Consider the following 23,325-nt stretch of genomic DNA (forward strand, 5'->3'; position numbering starts at 1 on the left):
ATTAGGTATTAATAAATGAGTAACAAATCAGATAAAGGATTAGTAAGCGCTAAGGAAGTAGCAAAAGCTATTCAGCTTGATAAATATGGCTTTTTTGGCACATTTGCAGGCTGGAGTATTATGAAATTACTAAAAATATCCACCTTAAACGCTATCTATAATCGGAATAAACATTTATCTGATCTTGAGTTTTTAGATGCTATTTTAGATGAGTTTCAAATAAAATTTGAAATTCCTGAAGAAGACTTAAAACGCCTCCCAAAAAAAGGGCCATTTATAACCATTTCCAATCATCCACTGGGAGGTATCGACGGTATTTTATTACTGAAATTAATGCTAGAACAGCGTAAGGATTTTAAAATTATTGCTAATTTCTTATTAAATAGAATTGAGCCTTTAAAACCCTATATCATGCCTGTAAATCCTTTTGAAGGAAAAAAAGATGTACAATCTAGCGTTACAGGTTTTAAAAATGCCATTCTTCATTTGCGAGATGGACACCCTTTAGGAATTTTTCCTGCTGGTGAGGTTTCTACCTACAGAGATGGCAAACTTGTTATAGACAAACCTTGGGAACCTTCAGCCTTAAAGCTTATTCAAAAAGCAAATGTACCCGTTGTTCCTATTTATTTTCACGCAAAAAACAGTCCGTTATTTTATAAATTATCAAAAATTAGCGACACGTTTAGAACAGCCAAATTACCAAGTGAGCTATTAACACAAAAACGCCGAACTATTAATGTTCGTATTGGGCGAGCTATATCTGTAAAAGACCAAAATGAACATCCAACACTAGAAGGATTTTCAGAGTTTTTGAGACGAAAAACTTATATGCTTTCCAATTCTTTTGATGAAAAAGACAATTTGTTAAGTCATTTTCCAACCACTTTAAAAATGCCAAAACCCCCAAAACGGATTATTGGTCAGATAGATGAAAATCTAGTTATTGAAGAGGTTGATAAACTTCGTGAAGGCGATTTCCGCTTATTACAAAGTAAAAATTACGAAGTATTTTTAGCGCCAGCAACCAAAATACCTAATATACTTCAAGAAATTGGTAGACTCCGTGAAATTACCTTTCGTGAAGTTGGTGAAGGAACTAATGAGGCTATAGATTTAGATACTTTTGACTCCTATTACCACCATATGTTTTTATGGGATTCTGACAAAAATAAACTTGTTGGTGCCTACCGCATGGGATTAGGTTCAGAAATTTTTAAAAAATATGGAATAGATGGTTTCTACCTTCAAGATTTATTTCGTTTTGAGCCAGAATTACATAAAATGATGAGCCAATCCATAGAAATGGGTCGTGCTTTTATTATTAAGAGTTACCAACAAAAACCAATGCCTCTTTTCCTTCTTTGGAAAGGTATTGTACATACAACATTACGTTTTCCTGAACATAAATACCTTATTGGTGGTGTTAGTATTAGTAATCAATTTACTAATTTCTCAAAATCATTAATGATAGAATTCATGAAATCGCATTACTACGACCCTTATGTTGCTCAGTATGTTCACCCTAAAAAAGAATTTAAAGTAAAGCTAAAAGACGCAGATAAAGACTTTGTTTTTGATGAAGCCGAAGCCGATTTAAATAAATTTGATAAGATAATTGACGAAGTAGAACCAGGTGCATTACGTTTACCTGTTTTGCTTAAAAAATACATTAAGCAAAATGCCCGTTTGGTTGCTTTTAATGTAGATCCTTTATTTAATAACTCGGTAGATGGTTTGATGTATATCAAAATAGCAGACTTACCAGAAAGCACCGTTAAGCCTGTAATGGAAGAATTCCAAGCGGAATTAGAGCGCAAACTATCAGACCAAAGTGATACTTAATATTTACCTTACATAATAACACCCTACTGAATATTATAGAGCTTAGTAAACCAATATAATGCGTTATCTCTAGTTGATCTTTATAATCCAGTTTTTAAAATTATTTTAACGCACTATCAATAGGCTCCCAAAGTTCTATTTTGTTACCATCGTTATCTAAAATCCAACCAAACTTACCGTATTCATACTCCTGAATTTCCCCAATTATAGTAACTCCTTCGTTTTTTAAGGTTCCTAGAAGTTCTTTAAGGTTTTCAACCCTATAATTGAACATAAAGTCTTTTTTAGAAGGCTCATAATATGTGGTATCTTCCGGAAACGGGCTCCATTGAATAGATGTTTCCTTATTATCGGTGTCTTTACCCCAAAATGTACAACCATAATCATCTGTATTAAAGCCTAAATGTTTTTTATACCAATCTTTGGTTTCCTTTGGGTTCTTAGTTTTAAAAAACAATCCACCAATACCTGTAACTCGTTTTTTCATTTTACTTCTGTTTTATATTAGTTTCGTAAATATTTATCCATTCATCAGGGGTTAGTTTCCGGCATAACTCCGCAATTAAACCTAGAGGAATATCATCAATTCGTTTAAAACGGATACAGCTTTTACCCATATCTAGTTTGTATTTACTGTGCTTAGGATATTCTTTTACAAACCATTCATGAATTTCAGGTTTTGCATATATACCACTGTGGTAAAGATTTATTGAGTTTTTTTGTGATGCAAAACTCATAAATGGCAGTGGCTCTTTAGGATTACAATGATAGCCGTCAGGATATTTAGTATGCGGCACATAATAGCCAATCATACCATATTGTATTCCTTCCTGAAAACCATCCGGTAGATTATCTTGAATGGTCTCTCTAAGTTGCTTTAAAACACCCTGACGTTCTTCGGGCACCTGACTGATATAATCCTCTGGAGAAGTCGCTTTATATTGCATATTTTAAGATTTTCGTTTTAGAATAAGCCCTGAAATAATACTAATTATAACACCCATAAAAATTACTGTTACTCCCATGATAACAAAGTTAAACAGCGGGTTTTCAAAAAGGGCTTTTTGTGATTCTAGCTCTAATAGTTTCTCTTGAAAATCAGCCTCAGGCAAACTTATTCTTAATTTTTCTATAGAGTCGTTGTAATATTCAGTTGAAAAATTAGGATTAATAAAATTGCTATAAACAACATTAATAACACCAAACGTAAAAGCAGGAAAAAGACTAATTAAGACCCCTATTTTAAAAGCTTTCAGAAAACTAAGGAGTCCTTTATTTATTTCATCTCTAAACGTTTTTATACCAAAAAATATAAAACTTAGAGCTATAGTGATACTGATATAACCTATAATTTCACTAACTGAAAAACTTAAGGCCGTTTCAAAAATAAAAGCCAAGCTAAATAGCACAGTAAGTAAGCCCGCACTATATAATCCGTATTTAAATATGTTTTTTTTCATTAAATATGTTGATCAATTAAAATAGTATTACCATCTGGGTCTTTTAACACAAGGCTTGCCGGACCGTTAGTATTTTCTGGAACCTCCGCTATCAAATTAATATTATTAGATTTTAAATGACTTTGTATTTCTCTAACATCGGCAAAGGTCTTTTTAGCGTTAGCACTTTCATCCCAACCAGGATTAAAAGTGAGTATATTATTTTCAAACATACCTTGAAACAAACCTATAAGGGCATTTCCATTTTTCATGATGAGATAATTTTTAGTTATATCACCACCAAAAACAACAAAGCCAAGGGTTTCATAAAAGTTTTTAGAGTCTTCTAAATTTTTAACATTTAAACTCATTGAAAAAGCACCTAATTCCATCTATTTTCTGTTTTGTTATGCATTAATAAAATTATGATTCGCTATTTTATCAACTATTGTTTGGGCCAATTTTTCTTTACTTTCTATTGTCCAACCAGCCACATGAGGACTTAAAATTACATTTTCGGCAGCAATTAGATACTGAAATGCCTCAGGCATATTATTATTAAATAAACTTTCAAACGACGCTTTTTCATACTCCAACACATCTAATCCTGCACCTAATATATGCTTAGACTTTAATGCTGCTACTAAATCGGCTGTAACCACACTTTTACCGCGAGCCGTATTTATAAGCCAAAATGGTTTTTGAAAGCCTGCTATAAACTGTGCATCAACCATATTAAGGGTTTTTGGTGTTTGTGGTGTATGCAAACTAAGAACATCGGTTTGTTCCTGTAAAGTTTGTAAACTTACCTGTGTGGCATTATTATCACCCATATTAGGTTTGATATCATAACACAAAACCTCAACATCAAATCCACGAAGTTTTTTTGCAAAGGCTTTTCCCATATTACCATAACCGATAAGCCCTATGGTTTTCCCATCGAGTTCTACGCCTCTATTTTCTTCACGTAACCATTTACCGTGTCGCACTTCTTGATCAGCTTTATTAAGCTTATTAAATAACGCTAAAAGCATACCCAAAGCATGCTCTCCTACAGCATTCCTATTTCCTTCTGGCGCAGATATTAAGTGGATGTTTTTTTGTTTGGCATACGCTACATCAATATTTTCGACACCTGCTCCTACACGGCCAATAAATTTTAAGTTTGTAGCGGCATCTAAAAATGCTTTATCTATTGTAAAGCGACTTCGAATGATAAGCCCGGTATATTCGGCTATTTTCGATTCTATTACAGCTTTGGAACTTGTATAATCTTCATCATTTTGAAAACCTAAAGCCTGTAATTGTGTCATCATTAAAGGATGATTACTATCTATATGTAATATTTTCATGTATTAAAACCTGAGAATTTTGTTTTATCAAAGATACTAAAACCTAAATGGTGTTAGCAATTTTTTAAAACAGGCAATAATTGCGCTAGCGATAGCAACGGCATCCCTATTTTTTAATAAGAAAAATAGGATATAGTGAATAGCGCGACCTTTATGGTAGCGCCCAAAAGAGATTAAAAACCTAGAATTAATTTAGCAATTACAAAGTAGATTAAAATACCAAATAAATCGTTGCTAGTTGTTATAAATGGTCCTGTTGCTACTGCGGGGTCAATACCTCGCTTATCTAGAAAGATAGGAATAAAAGTTCCTACTAAAGCTGCCATAAGAATAACAGCCACTAAGGCAATACTAATGGTTATAGAAACGATATATGGTGTACTGAATATAAAATGAGTAATTAGCAACCCGATACAGGCAATAGCAAATCCATTTACGAGACCGAGTAATGATTCTTTTAACAGTCGCTTTATAATATTGCCATCTATACTGTTATTTGCTAAACCTTGTACAACAATTGCAGACGATTGGACACCCACATTTCCTGCTGTTGCTTGAATAAGGGGTACAAAACTAAGCAAAACAACAAAAGCTCCCATGTGGTCGTTAAATTGCTCGATTATACCGGCCGCTCCTAAACCACCAAACATACCAATTAACAACCATGGCAAGCGGGCTTTTGTAAGCTTCCAAATACTATCATCGGCTTCAACATCTTGCGAGATACCGGCAGCCATTTGGTAATCTTTATCGGCTTCTTCACGGATAACATCTACAATATCATCAATGGTAATACGTCCTAAAAGCGTATAATTTTTATCGACTACGGGAATGGCTTCTAAATCGTATTTCTGCATGACTTTTGCTACCTCCTCAACATCTTCATCCACAAAAACATAATCGACACTAGTGATATAAATTTCGCCAATTTTTTGATCGCTTTTAGCTACAATTAAATCTTTTAATGACAGGCGGCCTTTTAGTTTATTTCTTTTATCAACAACATAAATAGAATGTACACGACGAACATCTTTAGCTTGGGCACGAATGCGGCGTAAACACCCTGCTACGGTCCAGGTTTCGTAAACTTTTACAAGCTCTTTTGCCATAAGACCACCGGCTGTATCCTCGTCGTATGCTAAAAGTTCTGTAATTTCATCACGATGTTCAGTGTCTTCAATATGTGAAATAACTTCTACTTGACGTTCCTCAGAAAGCTCCGCAATTACATCGGCAGCATCATCGGTATCAAGCTCCTCAATTTCTTCAGCAATTTCTTTAGCTGAAAGGTTTTTTAAAATTTTCTCACGAGTATCTTCGTCAAGCTCAATTAAAATATCTGAAGTAGTTTCAGAATTTAATAGCTTAATAACATAAACAGCATCTTCAAGATTTAATTCGTCTAAAATTTCAGCAATATCGGCATAGTGAAAATCTTGAAACAAGACCTTCAACTCCTTATTATTAGAAGCGCTAATAAGGTTTTGAACCTGTTCTAAAAGCTCATCGGTAAGCTGAAATTGTATGTTTTTATTTTCTTCAGACATGCTGTTTGTTTTTGACGTTTAATTAAGACTTCTAAGACTCTTTTCTACTCTGAGGTATCGTTTTCTATTAACTGAGTTAGTCCTATAAAATCTGCAACTGCAAGTTGTTCTGGTCGTTTATTAAATATGATATTTTCTTTTAAAGTATCGGATAAATTGAACGTTTTTAAACTATTTCTTAACGTTTTTCGACGTTGCTGAAAAGCTTGTTTAACCACTTGAAAAAACAATTTTTCACTACATGGTAACTCATAATTGTCTTTACGTGTAAGCAATAAAACCCCCGAATCTACTTTTGGTGGCGGATTAAAAACACTAGGCGGCACGGTAAACAAATATTCTGCGTGGTAAAAAGCTTGTGTTAATACAGATAAAATACCATAAACCTTACTACCTTCTTTTGAGCAAATACGCTTTGCTACTTCCTTTTGGAACATACCAGAAAATTCTGGTACTTGATTACGCATTTCTAAGGTTTTAAAAACTATTTGCGTGGATATATTATACGGATAGTTTCCGATAATAGCAAAGTCTTCATTATTGAAAACTGTATTTAAATTGTATTTCAGGAAATCCTGCTCTATAACCCGATCGGCTAAATTGATATAATTACTTTTTAAATAGGCTACCGATTCTGTATCGATTTCTATTACGTGTGTTTTAACATCCTTTTTAAGTAAGTATTTTGTTAAAACCCCCATTCCTGGGCCAATTTCCAAAACATGTTTGTAACCTTTAAATGATAGCGAATTAGCAATTTTTTCAGCTATAGTTTCGTCGGTTAGGAAGTGTTGTCCTAAATGTTTTTTTGCTTTTACAGACATGATGGATGGTTTTAATTATGGGTTGGTACTAATTATTAGGTACGCGCAGTGAATTCATCAATAACCTCTAATTCCGTTCGGAATGCCAGCATTTGATCGGCGTATTTTTTAAGCGCTTCCATACGTAAGTTATCGGCATGGTTTTGATAATATTCATCTAAAGCTTCTCGGGAATGCGCACGGTATTGAACCGAATATGTTACACCACCCATTTCTTCTTCAATTAAAACGCGCGTTAGTTTAGCTTCTTTAAAATGTCCTGTAGCTAACACCTTGGGTATTTGAATGGTTTTCATCCATGATAACCAATCCTCTTGGATGCTATTTGCGACATTTATCGTTACATTATAAATAATCATGTGGGCGGGGTATTTGTTAACGGTTGAGATAGTACCAACTAATTTCTTGCAAATTACAGCAGTTCTCGGTCATCATCAAAGGGATTTCCATTTTTTTAATGGTTGGTACCTTATTTTTTTAATTTATAGTATCACCACGAAGGTTTCTATATTTTTTACGGGCTTCAACAAAGTATATACTATCTTGATAGTTAAAAATAATTTTGCCGTAATTTTCTTTTGCCTTTTCAGGATCGATAAGTTGGGTTTCATATAACATAGCTAAGGAAAAATAAGCATCATCAGCTAAAATATCATCACTAAAGTTCGCAATTATTTGCTGGTAGTTGGCAGCAGCTTTATCATACTGTTTTTTACTTTCAAATAATTTACCCTGCTTATACAAGGCTTGGTCTTCTATAGATTGACCTTTGTAGTTTTCTAAAATATCATTTAAGATATCAATAGCATCATCCGTTTTATTCTGAAATGCCATGACATCCGCTTTGGCATATAGTTTTAACGCAGCTTGCGTAGAATCCTCAAACTTATTATCGGTTATCAGTAACATTAAATCTAAAGCATCATTAGCGATAAGTTGTGATGTAGATGTTTTTAGGATTTTAAGTTGTGATTCGGCCCATTTAAAATCGCCTTTGTAATAACTGGTTTTTGCCACTCTAAAACGCGCTTCTTGCGCCAATGTACTGTTTTTTAAATTACGTTGAATTTGTGTGAAATAAATTAGCGCTTCATTAAATTTTTCTTGAAGCACCAAGATATCACCTAATTCTAACTTTACAGTACCTTCTTCAAAACTAGACAACGGCAGCTTGATACTTTCTTTTAAGAAGTTAGTAGCTTTTGCAGGCTCATGCTTATAAAATGCTAGAAAATGCGCGTAATACACCTGTAAATCTATGGTGTTTTGGTGTTTACCAAATCGCTCAAAAAGTTCTAAATAAGTAGCCTCGATAGCTTTTAAATCTGTTTGGGTTTTTAGGTCTATTTGAAGCAAATTATTATAAGCATTAATCTGCACATCTTGATTCTGTGCCGTTTCTGCTAGATACGTGAAAATATATTTAGCCGATTCATAATCGGGATCATTCATAGCTACAAAAGCCAATTCTTCAATACGGTTTAAACTTTCTGGTTGTCTGTTAAAAATAGCTTTTTCTTGAGCAAAAGCTTTCCTATAATCCTTTTGTTGTGTAAAAAGCCAACTTAACAAATCGTTCCAGAGTAACTGTGGCTCTTGTTGGATTTTTTTTAGCAACAAGCGTTTTAAAATCTGATTATTTTCATTCTCTGAATCTTCAGATATAAAATCGGTCATAGCCCGTTTAACCGTATTAAGGTAAGATTTATTAATATCCAAGAAGTTTAAATAACTACTGAACATTTTTTCAACGTTTCCTTGTTCGCCATAAATACGCGCTAATTGCACGTTAAAGTTAAGCTCTGGTTTAAGTTGCATTGCTTTTTCATAAGTCATTATTGCCTGGTCTAACAACGACCTGTTTTCGAAGAATTTACCGATTGAAAAGGCATAATTAGGGTTCTCTTCAAGAAATGCAATGGCTTTATTATAATTAATTAATGCTGTATCTGAATCATTTTTCAACTGATAATTATAGCCTAGTTCAACATATAATGCCGGATATTTTATACGCTCTATACGCCTATTTAATAATGCTTCAGCCTCATCTAGTTGTTCTAATTGCTGCTGGGTTTTTATCAGTTCTAAAAAGTAGGTATTGTTATTTGGATTTTGTTTAAAAAGCTGCTCATAAGCTATTAAAGCCTTTTCAAATTCACCATTTTTAAAATACTCTTTAGCTAGTAAGTCTTCTTGAGAAAACACACTAAAACTTGTTAGTAAAAGGGCTATTATTAGGAATCGCATAGTAATACTTTGTGTAAATATACTAAAAGTAACGAGTTGAAACTGCTCTAGTTTTTATAAAAAAAAATGCCTGAAGAAACTTCAGGCATTAACCAACCAAAATAAAAGTGCTATTAACCATTGTAATTACAAAATGATCCAGTTATCCGATTGGGATAGTTTAAAAACTATGAGGTTATTCGGCATGCAATAACGCCGTTGCAGAAATATGTTTTTTGGAAGTGATACTAAAATCAGAAACTAAAATTTCTTTAGCTAAAAGTGATAGGATAATGACAAGAAAAAGTCTGATTAGATTTTTCATAATACTAGCGATTAAGATTTAGGGAATACTAACTTCAACAATATTTTATAACAATCAAAGCAAAACACAAAAAAATCGTTAAACAGCAGGTGAAAACTGCATTTCAACGATTTTTTTTCTATAACTAAACCCTAAACAAGGAATTACCTTACAAAATTAATTTATAATAGTGAACCCAGTATAAGGCACTAGCACTTCCGGTATAACAATACCTTCTGGTGTTTGGTAATTTTCTAAAATACCGGCCAATACACGTGGTAACGCTAATGAACTACCATTTAAAGTGTGTGCTAATTCATTTTTTCCTTCACTATTTTTAAAACGTAATTTTAAGCGATTTGCTTGAAAAGTTTCAAAATTAGAAACAGAAGAAATTTCTAACCAACGATCTTGAGCTGTTGAAAACACTTCAAAATCATAAGTCATTGCAGAAGTAAATCCTAGATCGCCCCCACAAAGACGTAAAATACGGTAAGGTAATTTTAGCTCTTGTAAAATTCCTTTTACATGACTTACCATGGTATCTAAAGCTTTATAGGAATTCTCTGGGCGTTCAACACGTAAAATTTCAACCTTATCAAACTGGTGTAAACGGTTTAAACCACGAACATGAGCTCCATAGCTACCAGCTTCACGACGGAAACATGGCGTATAACCTGTAATACCTATTGGTAACTCTGTATCGTTTAAAATAACATCGCGAAAAATATTAGTACCAGGCACTTCAGCCGTTGGAATAAGATACAAATCATCTTCGGCAACATGGTACATTTGCCCTTCTTTATCCGGCAATTGACCTGTTCCAAAACCAGAAGCTTCATTTATTAATAACGGCAATTGATATTCAGTATAGCCCGCTGCTGTATTTTTATCTAAAAAGTATGCAATTAATGCGCGCTGTAAGCGTGCACCTTTACCCTTATAAACAGGAAACCCTGCGCCGGTAATTTTATTTCCTAATTCAAAATCTATGATATCATATTTTTTGGCCAATTCCCAATGCGGTAAGGCACCTTCATGAAGCTCAGGAATACTACCTTCACTAAAAACTTCTTCATTATCATCTTCAGAATTCCCAGGAGGCACCAATTCGTTAGGAACGTTTGGTATTTTATACAATAACTGATTTAAGGCATCTGCCGTTTTATTTAACTGATCGGTTAATGCTTTTGTTTCATTCTTTAATTCCGTAGTACGTGCTTTAAGGGTATTTGCCTTTTCAGCTTGACCGGACTTATAGAGCATACCTATTTCTTTAGACAAAGCGTTGGATTCCGCCAACATATTATCAAGTTGCGTTTGCTCTTGACGGCGTTGTTCGTCTAATTCAATGACATTATTAATCATTTCAGTGGCATCGATTTGGCGTTTTTTTAAACGTTCGATTACCAAGTCTTTTTGTGCTCTAATAAATGGTATTTGTAGCATAGAATAAAAAATTTAAGAGGCAAATTTACGGAATTAGCGTGTGAAATAATCTTGTTTTGGTGGTAAAATCCATTCACTATGTGTAAAAGCAGACCATTTTGCCGATCCCATATCGGTTTCAGGGTTTATAAGTTGACTATATGTACGACCATTCACACTAATTTTACAAGAAACATAAACCGCTACATCTTGTCCTTTTTCAGCAAAATGAGATTTAAGAAACTGCGAAAACTGCCAAATAACATCGGGTTTCACACTTGCTAAACGCTGCTGTTTTGGTGTTAAATAATCACTTAGATTTACATACGATTTTGTTCGTGTTTTTTTATCCACCACATGATAAATACTATGCCCACTTTTAGAGCGTAACATCATACGCCACGACATACGGTGCCCTTCCTCAGTCCATAATGCAGACATAGGAAATGCATATTGCCTAAGAGGAAGTAGTATTTGAATTGCAAAATAACAGGTAAAAACTATCAACATGGGCTTTTTATAAGAAGGAACAATAACTTCAGATCCAGTATAAAAAGGTTTCTTTTTTAGGAAAATACGATGAATAGTTTTCGGATCGAAAAAGAACAAAGTAAATGCTAAAGATAGATATGGAAAAATACCTACCTGAAAGACAAAGGAATTAAATAAATGAAAAAATATAGCCGCAAAAAAGGCATACTTACGTGTTTTCTTAATTAACAGCAAGGGTATAATTAAACCGTCGAATAAAATTCCACCATAAGCTAGAAAATAATGCATCCATTCGTTTTGTAACAGATTACCAACCACATAATAATGCTCTTTACTTTTCATTAATATGCCCATAACGGTGGTATCTAACCAATCTGGGTATAGCTTTGCAATAGCGCCATAGGTATAAACAATAAACATTTGAAGTACAAATATGTACCGACACCAATTAGGCATGGCTATTTGTTTAATATTTGGATGACGCTTAACGTCTAGGGAAGTGTTTTTATGAGCCGGCAGAATAGCCATAATAGCACTGAGTAATATTAATAGGTAGTAATGATTATTATAAGACGATTTTTGCATGAGGTAAGTTGCTGTCCACATTAAAGTAAACATCACCACACTAAAACGGTAGCGGTACCCTAACATGATAAAAAGGCCAAAAACCCCCATAATAACATAATACACATACATCCAAGAACCCGGAAGTGGTTGTAACCACTCAAAACCTATAAAAGAAAAAGTAAATTCAGGATCAATAAGTGTTCGTTTTACCCATCCTGTGAAAATAGCGCCTACAGATTCTAAAAAACAGAGTAGTCCAAAAATAATTCTAAAAATTATTAGCGAAGTATTATCTGTTTGTTTGAATAAAAAGTTAGTAAGCTGCATACGTTTCAATAAAATCTAAAGCTGTTTGTTTATCTTGTTTCAGTTGAATTTTTAATGCATCAACCGAATTAAATTTCTGTTCGCTCCTAAGCCTTTTTAATAATTCTACTTTTAACTTCAAACCGTATAAAGATTCATCAAGGTTAAAGAAGTTAATTTCAATAGACTGCTTATTATCGGTATTTACGGTAGGATTACTACCAATATTCATCATACCGTAATACAGTTGATTATTTATCTTTGATTGCACCACATAAACACCTTCTTTAGGAATTAGTTTATACGCTTCTTCAATATGTAAGTTGGCAGTCGGAAAACCAAAGGTCTTTCCAAGGCCTTTACCTTTTACAATAGTACCTGTTAGCATAAAATTATATCCTAAATAACTATTTGCAATTTGTATATCTCCTTCTTGTAAAGCTGCACGTATTTTTGTTGAACTAACCGAAACGTCATTAATATCCTGCGCTGAAATTTCTTCAACCTCAAAATCATGTTTTATACCGTAATTACGTAAATCGTGAATGTTAGCCGTTCTATTTCTTCCAAAATGGTGATCATAACCAATTATTACCTTTTTTGCTTGTAACTGATTGACTAAAATATCTGATACAAATTGGTCGGCTGTTAATCTTGAAAACTCTTTAGTAAATTTTTTAATTAACAGACAGTCTAGCCCCAAGGTTTCCATAATAGCTGCTTTCTCATCTAATGTATTAATTAGTTTAATATTAGCATCCTTCTGCAAAACCATTCTTGGGTGCGGAAAAAAGGTTAATATAGCAGCTTTAAGCTTATCTTTTTTAGCTGAATTAACCAGTCTTTCAATAATTTTTTGATGACCAATATGCACACCATCAAAAGTACCTATTGTAATAACGGTATGTGCTTTAAAGTTGCTATTAAGGGTTTTTATAATTTCCAAAGTGAAATGTATTTCTACAAAAATATAAAAGCGGATTGATATAAATACTAATACGCTTTTTTAGTTTAAAATAAAGTCTAGAAAAACCGTATTAACCTATTGAAGTACAATGTATTTCTTTATCAATTAAATCAATCGTTCTTACTAACATTTCACGATAACACAATAATTTTATATTTTTATTAGAAATTACACTCATAATATGTTAAATTTCAGTAAATTAACATACTTAATTAATCAATACCTTATGACATGAAAAATACCCTCTCATTTGACTTAAAGGATTTTAAATCTCTCTTATTAGTCATATTTGTTATTATTAGCCCGCTAATGATGGCACAACAATCAAAATTTTGGTCTCCTGTTTCGAAAGAATCATTACGCTCTGCCGACAAAGTACACAGGGCTTCTAAACCAAAGGACTTTAAATTATTTAATTTAAACGTACAAGCTTTTAAGACAGCCATCCAAGACGCTCCTTTACGTACAGGAACTGCTAGCCGCTCAAATGTAGTGGTTGAGTTCCCAACACCTGAAGGTAATTTTGAACGTTTTATGGTTTCAGAATCACCTATAATGGAAACAGGTTTAGCTGATCGCTATCCTATGATTAAAACCTATAAAGCTGTTGGTATAGACGACCCCACAGCAACTATGCGTTTTAGTATTACCCAATTCGGATTACACACCATGACGCTTTCAGGAAAACGAAGCTCTATGTATATTGACCCTTATACTGAAGACAGAAATTCCTATATGGTTTATGACCACTCCGCTTTAGGTCAAGATCTTCAAGGTTTTGAATGTTTGGTGGATGAAAATATCGATTTAGAATCTTTATCTACTGAACGCGCTTCAAATCGTGCTGATACTGATGATAGAAAATTAAGAACTTACAGATTAGCACAATCCTGTAATGGTGAATATGGACAAATTTTCGCTGGATCAGGTACAGTAGAAGAACAAAAAGCTAATGTACAGGCTCAAATGGTTTTAACAATAAACCGTGTTAACGAGATTTATGAGCGTGACTTAGCTATCACCCTTATATTTGTAGCTAATAATGACGATGTTATTTATTTAAACCCAGCAACCGACCCTTGGAACAACGAATTTAACACGACCACTGCGCAAACATTAGATGCCGTAATTGGCGTTTCTAATTACGACATAGGTCATAATTTTAACACAACTGGTGGCGGTAGTGCTGGTTGCTTAGGTTGTGTTTGCTCTAGCCAAAGTCAAAATGACTTCCATAAAGGTCGAGGTTACACAGGACGTCCCGACCCAACGGGTGATCCTTTTGATATAGATTACGTAGCTCATGAAATGGGTCACCAATTAAACGGATGGCACACCATGAATACCTGTAGTCGTTCTGGTAATGGATCAACAGAAGTAGAGCCTGCTTCAGGAAGCTCTATTATGGGGTATGCAGGTATATGTGCTACAAACGTACAAAATGCAAGTGATGCGCACTTCAACTATGTAAATATTCGTGACATATCTGACAATATTCAATCTGGTGTAAGTAGTAGTTGCGATGTTGAAACTGCCATTACAAACCAACCACCTGTTGCCGATGCAGGACTTGATTATACCATTCCAAAAAGCACTGCTTTTGTTCTAAGAGGTGCTGCTACCGATCCAGATGGTCTTGAATCATTAACGTATAACTGGAGTCAGAATGACCCAGAACGTGCACCGGGTAATGGTTCTCCAACATCAACTTGGACATCAGGCCCATTATACCGTTCTATTTTACCAACAACTTCACCTGATAGGTATTTACCACAATTAAGTGATGTTGTTGCTGGCAATTTAACACCAACATGGGAGGTTACGCCATCTGTAGGTAGAAACATGGAATTTGCCTTTATGGTTAGAGATAACGGTAGTGGATTCCCTGCAGGTATTGGGCAGACTGATGCCGATTTAATGTCGGTAACCGTAAACGGAACTGCAGGACCTTTTGTTGTAACTTCACAAAACACGTCTGGAATTGTTTGGACAGAAGGCTCTACAGAAACGGTAACTTGGGATGTTGCAGGCACCGATTCAAACGGTATTAACACTAGCCAAGTAAACATTTTACTTTCTACAAATAACGGCTTAAGTTTTGATACGGTTCTGGCATCTAATGTTCCTAATAATGGCTCATATACTTTAACTGTTCCTACCGCAATTACAACTACTGCCCGAATTATGGTTGAAGCTGTAGACAATATTTTTTACGCTGTTTCAAGCACTAATTTTTCAATAATTTCTAGTAGTCCAACATTTGTTTTTGAAAGTTCTAACGGGAACCAAGGCAGTTGTGGTGACACATTTGCTTCTTTCGAGTTCACCTATACTGCATTGAATGGTTTTACTGAATCTGTAAGTTTTTCTGCTACAGGAAACCCTGCAGGTAGCACCGTAAGCTTCACTCCTTCTAGTTTAAACTCAAGCGGTACGTTTATTATGAATGTTACCAATATAAACACGGCTAACACCGGAGACTATACTATAAACGTATTAGGAACTTCAGCCTCTACATCATATGATATAGATGTTAACTTATTAGTAAGTAACGGACTATGTGCTTCTGTAGCAAATACATCATTTGACACAGGCGTTCAAGGAGTTATTTTTAATGAAATAAGTAATTTAAATACCGGAAAACCATCAGGTTACAGCGACTACACTGATATTTCTACAGATGTTAACAGAGAAAGTGCCTACGACTTATCTGTATATTATAACCCGGATGGAACTTACCAAACCATAACTTACGTATGGATTGACTGGAATCAAAACTGTAGTTTTGATGACCCAGGTGAGCAGTATAATTTAGGTACAAACGAAGGAAGCGCAACTTCAACTAACTTACTATCTGCAAACTCTCCTTTATCTGTTGTTGTTCCAGCTAACGCTGCATTAGGAAGCACGATTATGCGTGTTACAAATAAATACACAGCACCTGATGCAAATGATTTTCCTTTACCTTGTGAAATGAATCATGATGCGGAAGTAGAAGATTATACGGTAAATGTTTTAGCTTCATTATCGGTTGACGAATTTAGTGATTCTGAATTTACAGTTTATCCAAATCCGAATAGCGGAATATTTAATATTAAGATACCACAAGTATCAGAAACTGTTTCAGTAACGGTTCACGATATTAGAGGCCGTAACGTATACAGTCAGGATTACAAGGCTACATCAAGTTTTAATGAATCCATAGATTTAGGCACTGTAGAATCAGGCATATATTTATTACAAGTTACAGCAGGAACTAAGACTATTACTAAAAAGATAATTGTCCAATAAGAGTTAGTTACATAAAGTAGGACGGTTATTAATCTGATAAGCAACCTATCAGATGTATTATAAAAACAGTGTTGAAATCATATTCAGCACTGTTTTTTCTTTTTTGGTGTTATTTACCATTAAAAGTGTTCATGGTATTATTTATACCCGCTGTCCCGAAAGATTTTATTATCTCAACAGACTTCTCTAAACGTTCTGGAAGCGCTTTTGTTTCAGTCTCTGTCCATTTCCCTAACACATAATCCACCTGTCTACCTTTACTAAAAGTATCACTTATACCAAACCTAAAACGATTGTACTTAGAAGTGTTTAGTTTGTCTTGTATATCTTTTAAACCATTATGTCCGCCATCACTACCTTTTGTTTTAACACGTATACTACCAAAAGGAAGATTTAAATCATCAGTAATAATTAAAACGTTTTCTAGCGGAATTTTTTCTTTTGTTAACCAATACAAAACAGCCTTACCACTTAAGTTCATAAAGGTGCTTGGTTTTAACAAAATAAAAGTGCGACCTTTAAATTTATAGGTTGTTAAATCGCCTAGCTTATTTGTCGTAAAAGTTAAGTCTTCTTTCTCAGCTAGAAAATCTAGTACTTTAAAGCCAATATTATGACGTGTATTATCATACTTCTCGCCTATATTACCCAGGCCTACAATTAGAAATTTTTTCATACTATCAGTTTCCGTTGTTTTAAAAGCAGTATTATTTTTATTTAAAAAATTCAAGAATTTGAACATGCTTCAAATTTATAAAATAAAAAAGCATCCTGAAAAATCAGGATGCTTAATATGTAATGGAAATAAACTAAGTTTATTCTTGAGCTTCTCCTTCAGCAGATGCACCATCTTCACCATCTTCATCATCTTCGTCGATAGTGATTGCCATAGCAGCTCTTGCACGTTTAACTTGGCAAATAACTGTATTATCAGCATGCATTACTTTGTAAGCATCGTTTTCTAATGCAGTAACGTATAATTTAGCACCAATTTTAAGTGGTGTAATATCGATTTCTATGAAATCAGGTAAGTTACTTGGTAACGCTTTCACACGTAATTTACGTGCATTTTTACGTAAAACACCACCAGCTTTAACACCTTTAGAATTTCCTACAAAACGTACAGGAATTTCCATAGAAATAGGCTTATCTTCAAATAACTGGTAGAAATCTACGTGTAAGATTCTATCTGTTACAGGGTGAAATTGAATATCTTGCAATATTGCATTGAATTCATCACCGTTATCCAAAGTAATTACAACTGTATGCGCATTAGGCGTATATACCAGTTTTGAAAATGCTAATTCTTCAGCATTAAAATGCACTGGCTTGTCACCTCCGTATAATACGCAAGGTACCTGTCCAGCATTACGTAAGGCTTTTGTTGCTTTTTTGCCTACGCTTTCTCTTTTAGATCCGTTAATTGAAATTGACTTCATTGTAAATATATAATTAGTATTAATATTCTTTTTTGGCAGCACCTTTATTAATAGGTACTACATAACAAATTTAGAACTGATAGATTTATTGTAGTGTACATTTTGCATCACTTCAGAAAATAATTCAGCACAGCTTAAAACACGAATTTTAGAACTCTCTTGTTTTAAAGGAATAGAATCGGTTACAATTAACTCCTCTAACTTCGAGTTCTCTAAACGTTCATAAGCATTTCCAGATAGAATTGGGTGAGTACAAATTGCGCGAACACTTAATGCACCACGTTCTATCATTAAATCAGCTGCTTTTGTTAATGTTCCGGCAGTATCTACCATATCATCAACAAGTACAACATTTTTACCCGTAACATCACCAATTAATTCCATATGAGAAATTACATTGGCTTTGGCACGTTGTTTATAACAAATAACCACATCACTCTCTAATGCTTTAGAGTAAGCGTAAGCTCTTTTAGAACCACCCATATCTGGCGATGCGATAGTTAAATTATTTAGGTTTAAACTTTTTAAATACGGTAAGAAAATTGTTGAAGCAAATAAATGATCAACAGGTTTTTCAAAAAATCCTTGAATTTGATCCGCATGTAAATCCATTGTAATAATACGTGTTGCTCCAGCAGCTTCTAACATTTTAGCAACTAATTTGGCAGCAATAGGAACACGAGGCTTATCTTTTCTATCTTGTCTAGCCCACCCGAAATATGGTAAAACAGCGGTAATGTGTCTTGCAGAAGCACGTTTAGCAGCGTCTATCATTAATAACATTTCCATTAAGTTTTCTGGGCCAGGATGTGTTGATCCGATAATAAATATACGGGTTCCACGTATTGATTCTTCGTAAGACGGTTGAAACTCACCATCACTATAAGTAGATGTAATGACATTACCCATGCTAATACCAAAAGCATCAGCGATTTTTTGAGCTAGTACTTTACTTTGTGTACAGGTAAAAATTTTGGCTTCTGTTTGTACGTTTGGCATATCTAATCAGTTGTAAGGTAACGATTTATATTAAGTTTTGTTTTACGAGGTGCAAATTTAGGAATTTATTTCAACTCCAAACGTATAAAAGCAGTATTTTTAATGGTTAGAAGCATTTTATTTTATAATTTTGCGTCCTACTTTGCTCAAGTGGTGGAATTGGTAGACACGTCGGATTCAAAATCCGATTCTTCGGAGTGCGGGTTCGATTCCCGCCTTGAGTACTAAAATAAGTCGTAAATAGATGAAAATCAATTGTTTACGACTTATTTATTTTAAAAATTGCCGAATATTTGCCGAAAAAATTTTAATTTCTACACCTTTAATTCAGCTTAATTTTCCTTAATCTGATTTAATTAATTTCAGAATTTTTCTAACGCTTTTATATCTACCTTTCTGCAATTATTACTATTTTAGTCTATCATTTCAACCGCAAACCATTAATGTCATTATATCAAACTTCTGTACTCAAGCAACATTTAAACCTTCAAAATCATGATATTGTTGTTCGAACTTATAAAAAGTACGCTAAATATTTCTTAAATCCTACCATACAAGACAACATACGCAGCTCTAAAGAAGAAGAATATCAAGGTATATTCCTTACTGAGTTATTTGTTAATATTTTAGGTTACACATTAAAACCCAATGCAGACTTTAATTTAGTAGCAGAATATAAAAATCAAACCAATGCACGAAAAGCAGATGGAGCAATATTAAATAATGATGTTGCTATTGGTGTTATTGAATTAAAAGGCACTAATACCAAGGACTTAGAAAGTATACGCAAACAAGCCTTTGATTATAAAGCCAATCAAAAAGGTTGTGTATATGTCATAACATCAAACTTTGAGAAATTAAGATTTTACATCAACGATGCTACAGAATTTGAAGAATTTAATCTCTTTGAACTTTCATCAGAGCGTTTTGCATTATTATATCTGTGCTTACAAAAGGATAACATTATAAATAATGTACCCTTAAAAATAAAAGAAGCTTCAGTAGTAGAAGAGGAGCAAATTACCAAACAATTCTATAAAGACTATTCTGTATTTAAGCGTGAATTATATAGAGACTTAGTAAAACGAAATGCCAAATCATTAAAAGCACAAGCATCTAGTGGTACCTTGAGCGCAGTAGAGCGTTCTCAAGAAGAACAATTAGAACTGCAACGCTTAGAAAAGAACGTTAAGCTAACCCTCTTTAAAAAATCTCAAAAACTAATAGACCGTTACTTGTTTATTTTCTTTGCAGAAGATCGTGGCTTACTACCACCAAACAGCACACAACAAATTCTAGACAAATGGAAAGCAGATATAGATTTTGGAGACGATAGACCGCTTTACAACCTCTTTAAACAATACTTTAATCATTTAGACCAAGGAAGAGCAGGAACATCTAAAAGAGCCGAAATATACGCCTATAACGGTGGTTTATTTAAAGAAGATAAAACACTAGATAGTTTAGATATTGATAGTGAATTACTATACAAGCACACCAGTAAACTAGCAGCCTACGATTTTGAAAGCCAAGTAGACGTTAACATCTTAGGGCACATTTTTGAAAACTCTCTAAACGAAATTGAAAGCGTTAATGCAGAAATTGAAGGTGGCGACTTCGATAAACAAAAATCTAAACGTAAAAAAGATGGAGTTTTCTACACCCCAAAATACATAACTAAATACATTGTAGAAAACACCATTGGTAAACTTTGTGAGGAAAAGAAAACCGAATTAGGCTTCAAAGAAGAAGAATATTTTAAAGGGCGTAAGAACAGAAACAAAGCAACAATAGCTAAATTAGTAACCATCTTAGACGATTATAGAGATTGGCTATTACAACTCACTATCTGCGACCCAGCATGTGGCTCTGGAGCATTTCTTAACCAAGCATTAAACTTTTTAATAGCAGAGCACCAATATATAGATGAACTTAAAACAAAAGTATTAGGTGGTGGTTTACAATTCCCAGATATTGAAAATACCATACTAGAAAACAATATTTACGGTGTAGACCTTAACGAAGAATCTGTAGAAATAGCAAAACTATCGCTTTGGTTACGTACTGCACAACCCAGACGTAAACTAAACGATTTAAGCAGCAATATTAAATGTGGAAATTCTTTAATTGATAGCAAAACAGTGGCTGGTGATAAAGCTTTTGCTTGGGAAACCCAATTTCCGCAAGTATTTGAAAAAGGTGGTTTTGATGTGATTATTGGGAATCCTCCTTATGTTTTTGCTAGGGATAATTTTTCTCAAGAAATAAAGGATTATTACACAAAGAGATATGTTTCTGCTCAGTATCAAATTAACCTATATTTATTATTTATAGAGAGAACGATTAATATAATAAAAGACAGTTCTAACTATGGATTAATAATACCAAATGCATGGTTAATGATTGATTCAGCTAAAGGATTAAGAAATTATATATTAGAGAAATGCGAACTTAATCAAATAATTAATTTATCAGGTTATTCTTTTGAAGGTGTTAATGTTGAAACAATAATTATTATCGCTTCAAAATTAAATTCGATTAAAAAATCAAATGAAGTTTCTGTATTGTTAAGTCACGGTAAAGAATTTAGATATTCACATAATAGAAAACAAATAGATTTTAGTAATAATGAAGGTTTTGAGTTTAAAGTTTTTTCCGATGAAGTAAGTGTTGATCTAACAAATAAACTAAAAAAGGGTTCAAAAATACTTGATGATTTAGTTTTAATAAAAGCTGGTTTGCAAGCTTATGAAAAAAATAAAGGCGAACCTAAACAAACTGTTGACGATGTAAAAAACAGACCTTATGATTATACTTTCAAATTTAATGAAAATACTTATAAATATCTTGAAGGAAAAGATGTAGGAAGATATTTTTTAAATTGGTCTGGTCAATATTTACAATATGGTAAAATGCTTGCTTCACCAAGAACAATTGATTTATTTGAAGGTGAGAAAATAATTATTAGAGAAATAACGGGTAAGTTTCCTCGAAGCATTATTTCGACCTATAATAACTCAATGTATTTATATAACAGAAGTAATATCGGAATTATTAAAAGAGAAGAAAAAGATATTTCATTACAATACATAGTTACTATTCTTAATAGTAAATTAATAGCTTATTATTTTGTTAAAAACACAGCTAAATCTGTTAGGAAAATGTTTCCTAAAATTATTTTAAATGATTTAAGAAAATTTCCAATCAAAGAAATTAGTGTCAAAAAACAAGAGCCATTTATAGAAAAAGCAAACTTAATATTAGATTTTAACAGAAGAAATGTCAGTTCTTCTATTAAATTCCAAACCTATTTAAAACAAAAATTCCAACTACAAAAACTATCCAAAAAACTACAAAACTGGCACGAGTTAGAATTTGGAGACTTTATCAAAGAGTTAAATAAAGCCATAAAAGCTAATAACAAATTACGAGAAAAAGCCGCTATAATAGATTTAGGTGAAAAAGAAGGTGAGCTAAAAGAAAGTACACCTTTTGAAATAGTGCCAACACTAACCAAAAAAGATGAGTTTGAGTGGTTAGACCTCTTTGAAGATAACAAACAAAAAGCACAAGCCTTACAAACCCAAATTAACCAAACAGATAAAGAGATTGATGCTATGGTTTATGAGTTGTATGGCTTAAGTGATGATGAGATTGCTATTATAGAGGATAGTGTTAAGCACTAAACTTCTGTTAAACAAAATCAATAGTTGTTAAATTTTCGTAACTTCGCAATTAATATGAAACAAGTATTCCATAAAATAATGTCTTTAGCAATGGCTTTTGTAGTGTTATTCTCTACAATGTCGTTTACGCTTAATATGCATTATTGTGGAGATACTTTAGTAGAAACGGCTGTTATTAATAAGGCTAAGGGTTGTGGTATGGAAATGCAAAAGCCATCTACAGAAGGATGTGCTATTACCAAGAAAAACTGTTGTAATGATGAACAATTGGTAGTTGATGGTCAAGACGAACTTCAATTACAAGTTGACAAAATTACATTTGAGCAACAAGTATTTATTGCTTCATTTGTTTACACGTACATTAACCTTTTTGAAGGTTTAGATAACAATGTATCTTCTTTTGAAGAATACGAACCACCACTCGTCATAAAGGAAATCTTCAAGATTGACGAGACTTATTTAATTTGATTTTTAAACAATAGACTGTTTTATCCAATGGCTTTATGCTATGTGGATAATTTGTTGTATTCGGTGTTTTCTTAATACCGAATGAACTTTAAAATGATTGATTATGAATTTGAATTATATTTTCTTTAGATGAAATAGAAAATAT

The 23,325-nt window shown here is 33.3% G+C and carries 20 protein-coding genes and 1 tRNA gene; 5 read left to right on the plus strand and 16 right to left on the minus strand.

The genetic code is table 11. The annotated features are described in order from the left end of the window. The first annotated feature begins 15 nt into the window (after window positions 1-15). Window positions 16-1,845, plus strand: coding sequence for a GNAT family N-acyltransferase (locus ACW5R3_RS00245; protein ID WP_456577613.1), 1,830 nt, complete (start codon window positions 16-18; stop codon window positions 1,843-1,845). Window positions 1,846-1,945: 100 nt separating this feature from the next. On the opposite strand, the gene ACW5R3_RS00250 is transcribed toward ACW5R3_RS00245, so the two are convergent. The 13 genes from ACW5R3_RS00250 to ACW5R3_RS00310 all read right to left on the minus strand — a co-directional run bounded on the left by ACW5R3_RS00250 (window position 1,946) and on the right by ACW5R3_RS00310 (window position 13,276). Next, window positions 1,946-2,332, minus strand: a complete 387-nt coding sequence (locus ACW5R3_RS00250) for a VOC family protein (protein ID WP_456577614.1) — start codon at window positions 2,330-2,332, stop codon at window positions 1,946-1,948. Window position 2,333: 1 nt separating this feature from the next. After that, the gene (locus tag ACW5R3_RS00255; RefSeq protein WP_456577615.1) at window positions 2,334-2,792 is read right to left on the minus strand and encodes a DUF1801 domain-containing protein; all 459 of its coding nucleotides are present in this window, start codon (window positions 2,790-2,792) and stop codon (window positions 2,334-2,336) included. 3 nt (window positions 2,793-2,795) lie between these two features. After that, complete coding sequence (locus ACW5R3_RS00260; protein WP_456577616.1) at window positions 2,796-3,305, minus strand: DUF4199 domain-containing protein; 510 nt, start codon at window positions 3,303-3,305, stop codon at window positions 2,796-2,798. After that, the gene (locus ACW5R3_RS00265) at window positions 3,305-3,676 is read right to left on the minus strand and encodes a VOC family protein (protein WP_456577617.1); all 372 of its coding nucleotides are present in this window, start codon (window positions 3,674-3,676) and stop codon (window positions 3,305-3,307) included. The genes ACW5R3_RS00260 and ACW5R3_RS00265 overlap by 1 nt, the downstream gene beginning before the upstream one ends. Before the next feature lie 15 nt (window positions 3,677-3,691). Then, entirely contained in the window at window positions 3,692-4,636 is a 945-nt protein-coding gene (locus ACW5R3_RS00270) for a 2-hydroxyacid dehydrogenase (protein WP_456577618.1), read from the minus strand. 173 nt (window positions 4,637-4,809) lie between these two features. Beyond that, window positions 4,810-6,183 carry a magnesium transporter gene (gene mgtE / locus ACW5R3_RS00275; protein WP_456577619.1) on the minus strand — a complete coding sequence of 458 codons (1,374 nt, stop codon included), beginning with the start codon at window positions 6,181-6,183 and terminating at the stop codon, window positions 4,810-4,812. A gap of 44 nt (window positions 6,184-6,227) precedes the next feature. Beyond that, complete coding sequence (rsmA, locus tag ACW5R3_RS00280) at window positions 6,228-7,007, minus strand: 16S rRNA (adenine(1518)-N(6)/adenine(1519)-N(6))-dimethyltransferase RsmA (protein WP_456577620.1); 780 nt, start codon at window positions 7,005-7,007, stop codon at window positions 6,228-6,230. Window positions 7,008-7,042: 35 nt separating this feature from the next. Next, on the minus strand, window positions 7,043-7,366 hold the full coding sequence (locus ACW5R3_RS00285; RefSeq protein ID WP_456577621.1) for a DUF4286 family protein: 324 nt from the start codon (window positions 7,364-7,366) through the stop codon (window positions 7,043-7,045). A gap of 118 nt (window positions 7,367-7,484) precedes the next feature. After that, the gene (locus tag ACW5R3_RS00290) at window positions 7,485-9,254 is read right to left on the minus strand and encodes a tetratricopeptide repeat protein (protein WP_456577622.1); all 1,770 of its coding nucleotides are present in this window, start codon (window positions 9,252-9,254) and stop codon (window positions 7,485-7,487) included. Between the two features lie 175 nt (window positions 9,255-9,429). After that, window positions 9,430-9,558 carry a hypothetical protein gene (locus ACW5R3_RS00295; RefSeq protein ID WP_456577623.1) on the minus strand — a complete coding sequence of 43 codons (129 nt, stop codon included), beginning with the start codon at window positions 9,556-9,558 and terminating at the stop codon, window positions 9,430-9,432. A 156-nt stretch (window positions 9,559-9,714) separates the two neighbouring features. Further along, the gene (serS, locus tag ACW5R3_RS00300) at window positions 9,715-10,986 is read right to left on the minus strand and encodes a serine--tRNA ligase (protein ID WP_456577624.1); all 1,272 of its coding nucleotides are present in this window, start codon (window positions 10,984-10,986) and stop codon (window positions 9,715-9,717) included. A 33-nt stretch (window positions 10,987-11,019) separates the two neighbouring features. Then, window positions 11,020-12,351, minus strand: a complete 1,332-nt coding sequence (locus ACW5R3_RS00305; protein ID WP_456577625.1) for an HTTM domain-containing protein — start codon at window positions 12,349-12,351, stop codon at window positions 11,020-11,022. Further along, on the minus strand, window positions 12,338-13,276 hold the full coding sequence (locus ACW5R3_RS00310) for a bifunctional riboflavin kinase/FAD synthetase (RefSeq protein ID WP_456577626.1): 939 nt from the start codon (window positions 13,274-13,276) through the stop codon (window positions 12,338-12,340). Before ACW5R3_RS00310 ends, ACW5R3_RS00305 begins: the two co-directional genes overlap by 14 nt. A gap of 252 nt (window positions 13,277-13,528) precedes the next feature. Here ACW5R3_RS00310 and ACW5R3_RS00315 point away from each other — a divergent pair, with 252 nt between their 5' ends. Further along, window positions 13,529-16,588 carry a reprolysin-like metallopeptidase gene (locus ACW5R3_RS00315; RefSeq protein ID WP_456577627.1) on the plus strand — a complete coding sequence of 1,020 codons (3,060 nt, stop codon included), beginning with the start codon at window positions 13,529-13,531 and terminating at the stop codon, window positions 16,586-16,588. 109 nt (window positions 16,589-16,697) lie between these two features. Here ACW5R3_RS00315 and pth read toward each other — a convergent pair whose 3' ends face one another. From pth to ACW5R3_RS00330, 3 genes are all read right to left on the minus strand, one after another. Continuing rightward, window positions 16,698-17,264, minus strand: a complete 567-nt coding sequence (gene pth / locus ACW5R3_RS00320; protein ID WP_456577628.1) for an aminoacyl-tRNA hydrolase — start codon at window positions 17,262-17,264, stop codon at window positions 16,698-16,700. 139 nt (window positions 17,265-17,403) lie between these two features. After that, on the minus strand, window positions 17,404-18,027 hold the full coding sequence (locus ACW5R3_RS00325; protein ID WP_456577629.1) for a 50S ribosomal protein L25/general stress protein Ctc: 624 nt from the start codon (window positions 18,025-18,027) through the stop codon (window positions 17,404-17,406). 57 nt (window positions 18,028-18,084) lie between these two features. Beyond that, window positions 18,085-19,026: a ribose-phosphate pyrophosphokinase gene (locus ACW5R3_RS00330; RefSeq protein ID WP_456577630.1), complete on the minus strand. Its 942-nt coding sequence runs from the start codon at window positions 19,024-19,026 to the stop codon at window positions 18,085-18,087. 144 nt (window positions 19,027-19,170) lie between these two features. Between ACW5R3_RS00330 and ACW5R3_RS00335 the strand changes: the two genes are divergently transcribed. The 3 genes from ACW5R3_RS00335 (at window position 19,171) to ACW5R3_RS00345 (ending at window position 23,180) form a co-directional block, all read left to right on the plus strand. After that, window positions 19,171-19,250 (plus strand) — tRNA-Leu (locus tag ACW5R3_RS00335). A 219-nt stretch (window positions 19,251-19,469) separates the two neighbouring features. Further along, on the plus strand, window positions 19,470-22,712 hold the full coding sequence (locus tag ACW5R3_RS00340; protein ID WP_456577631.1) for an Eco57I restriction-modification methylase domain-containing protein: 3,243 nt from the start codon (window positions 19,470-19,472) through the stop codon (window positions 22,710-22,712). A gap of 54 nt (window positions 22,713-22,766) precedes the next feature. Further along, complete coding sequence (locus ACW5R3_RS00345) at window positions 22,767-23,180, plus strand: HYC_CC_PP family protein (protein WP_456577632.1); 414 nt, start codon at window positions 22,767-22,769, stop codon at window positions 23,178-23,180. The last annotated feature ends 145 nt before the right edge of the window (window positions 23,181-23,325 follow it).

This window comes from Algorimicrobium bowmanii (assembly GCF_054031195.1).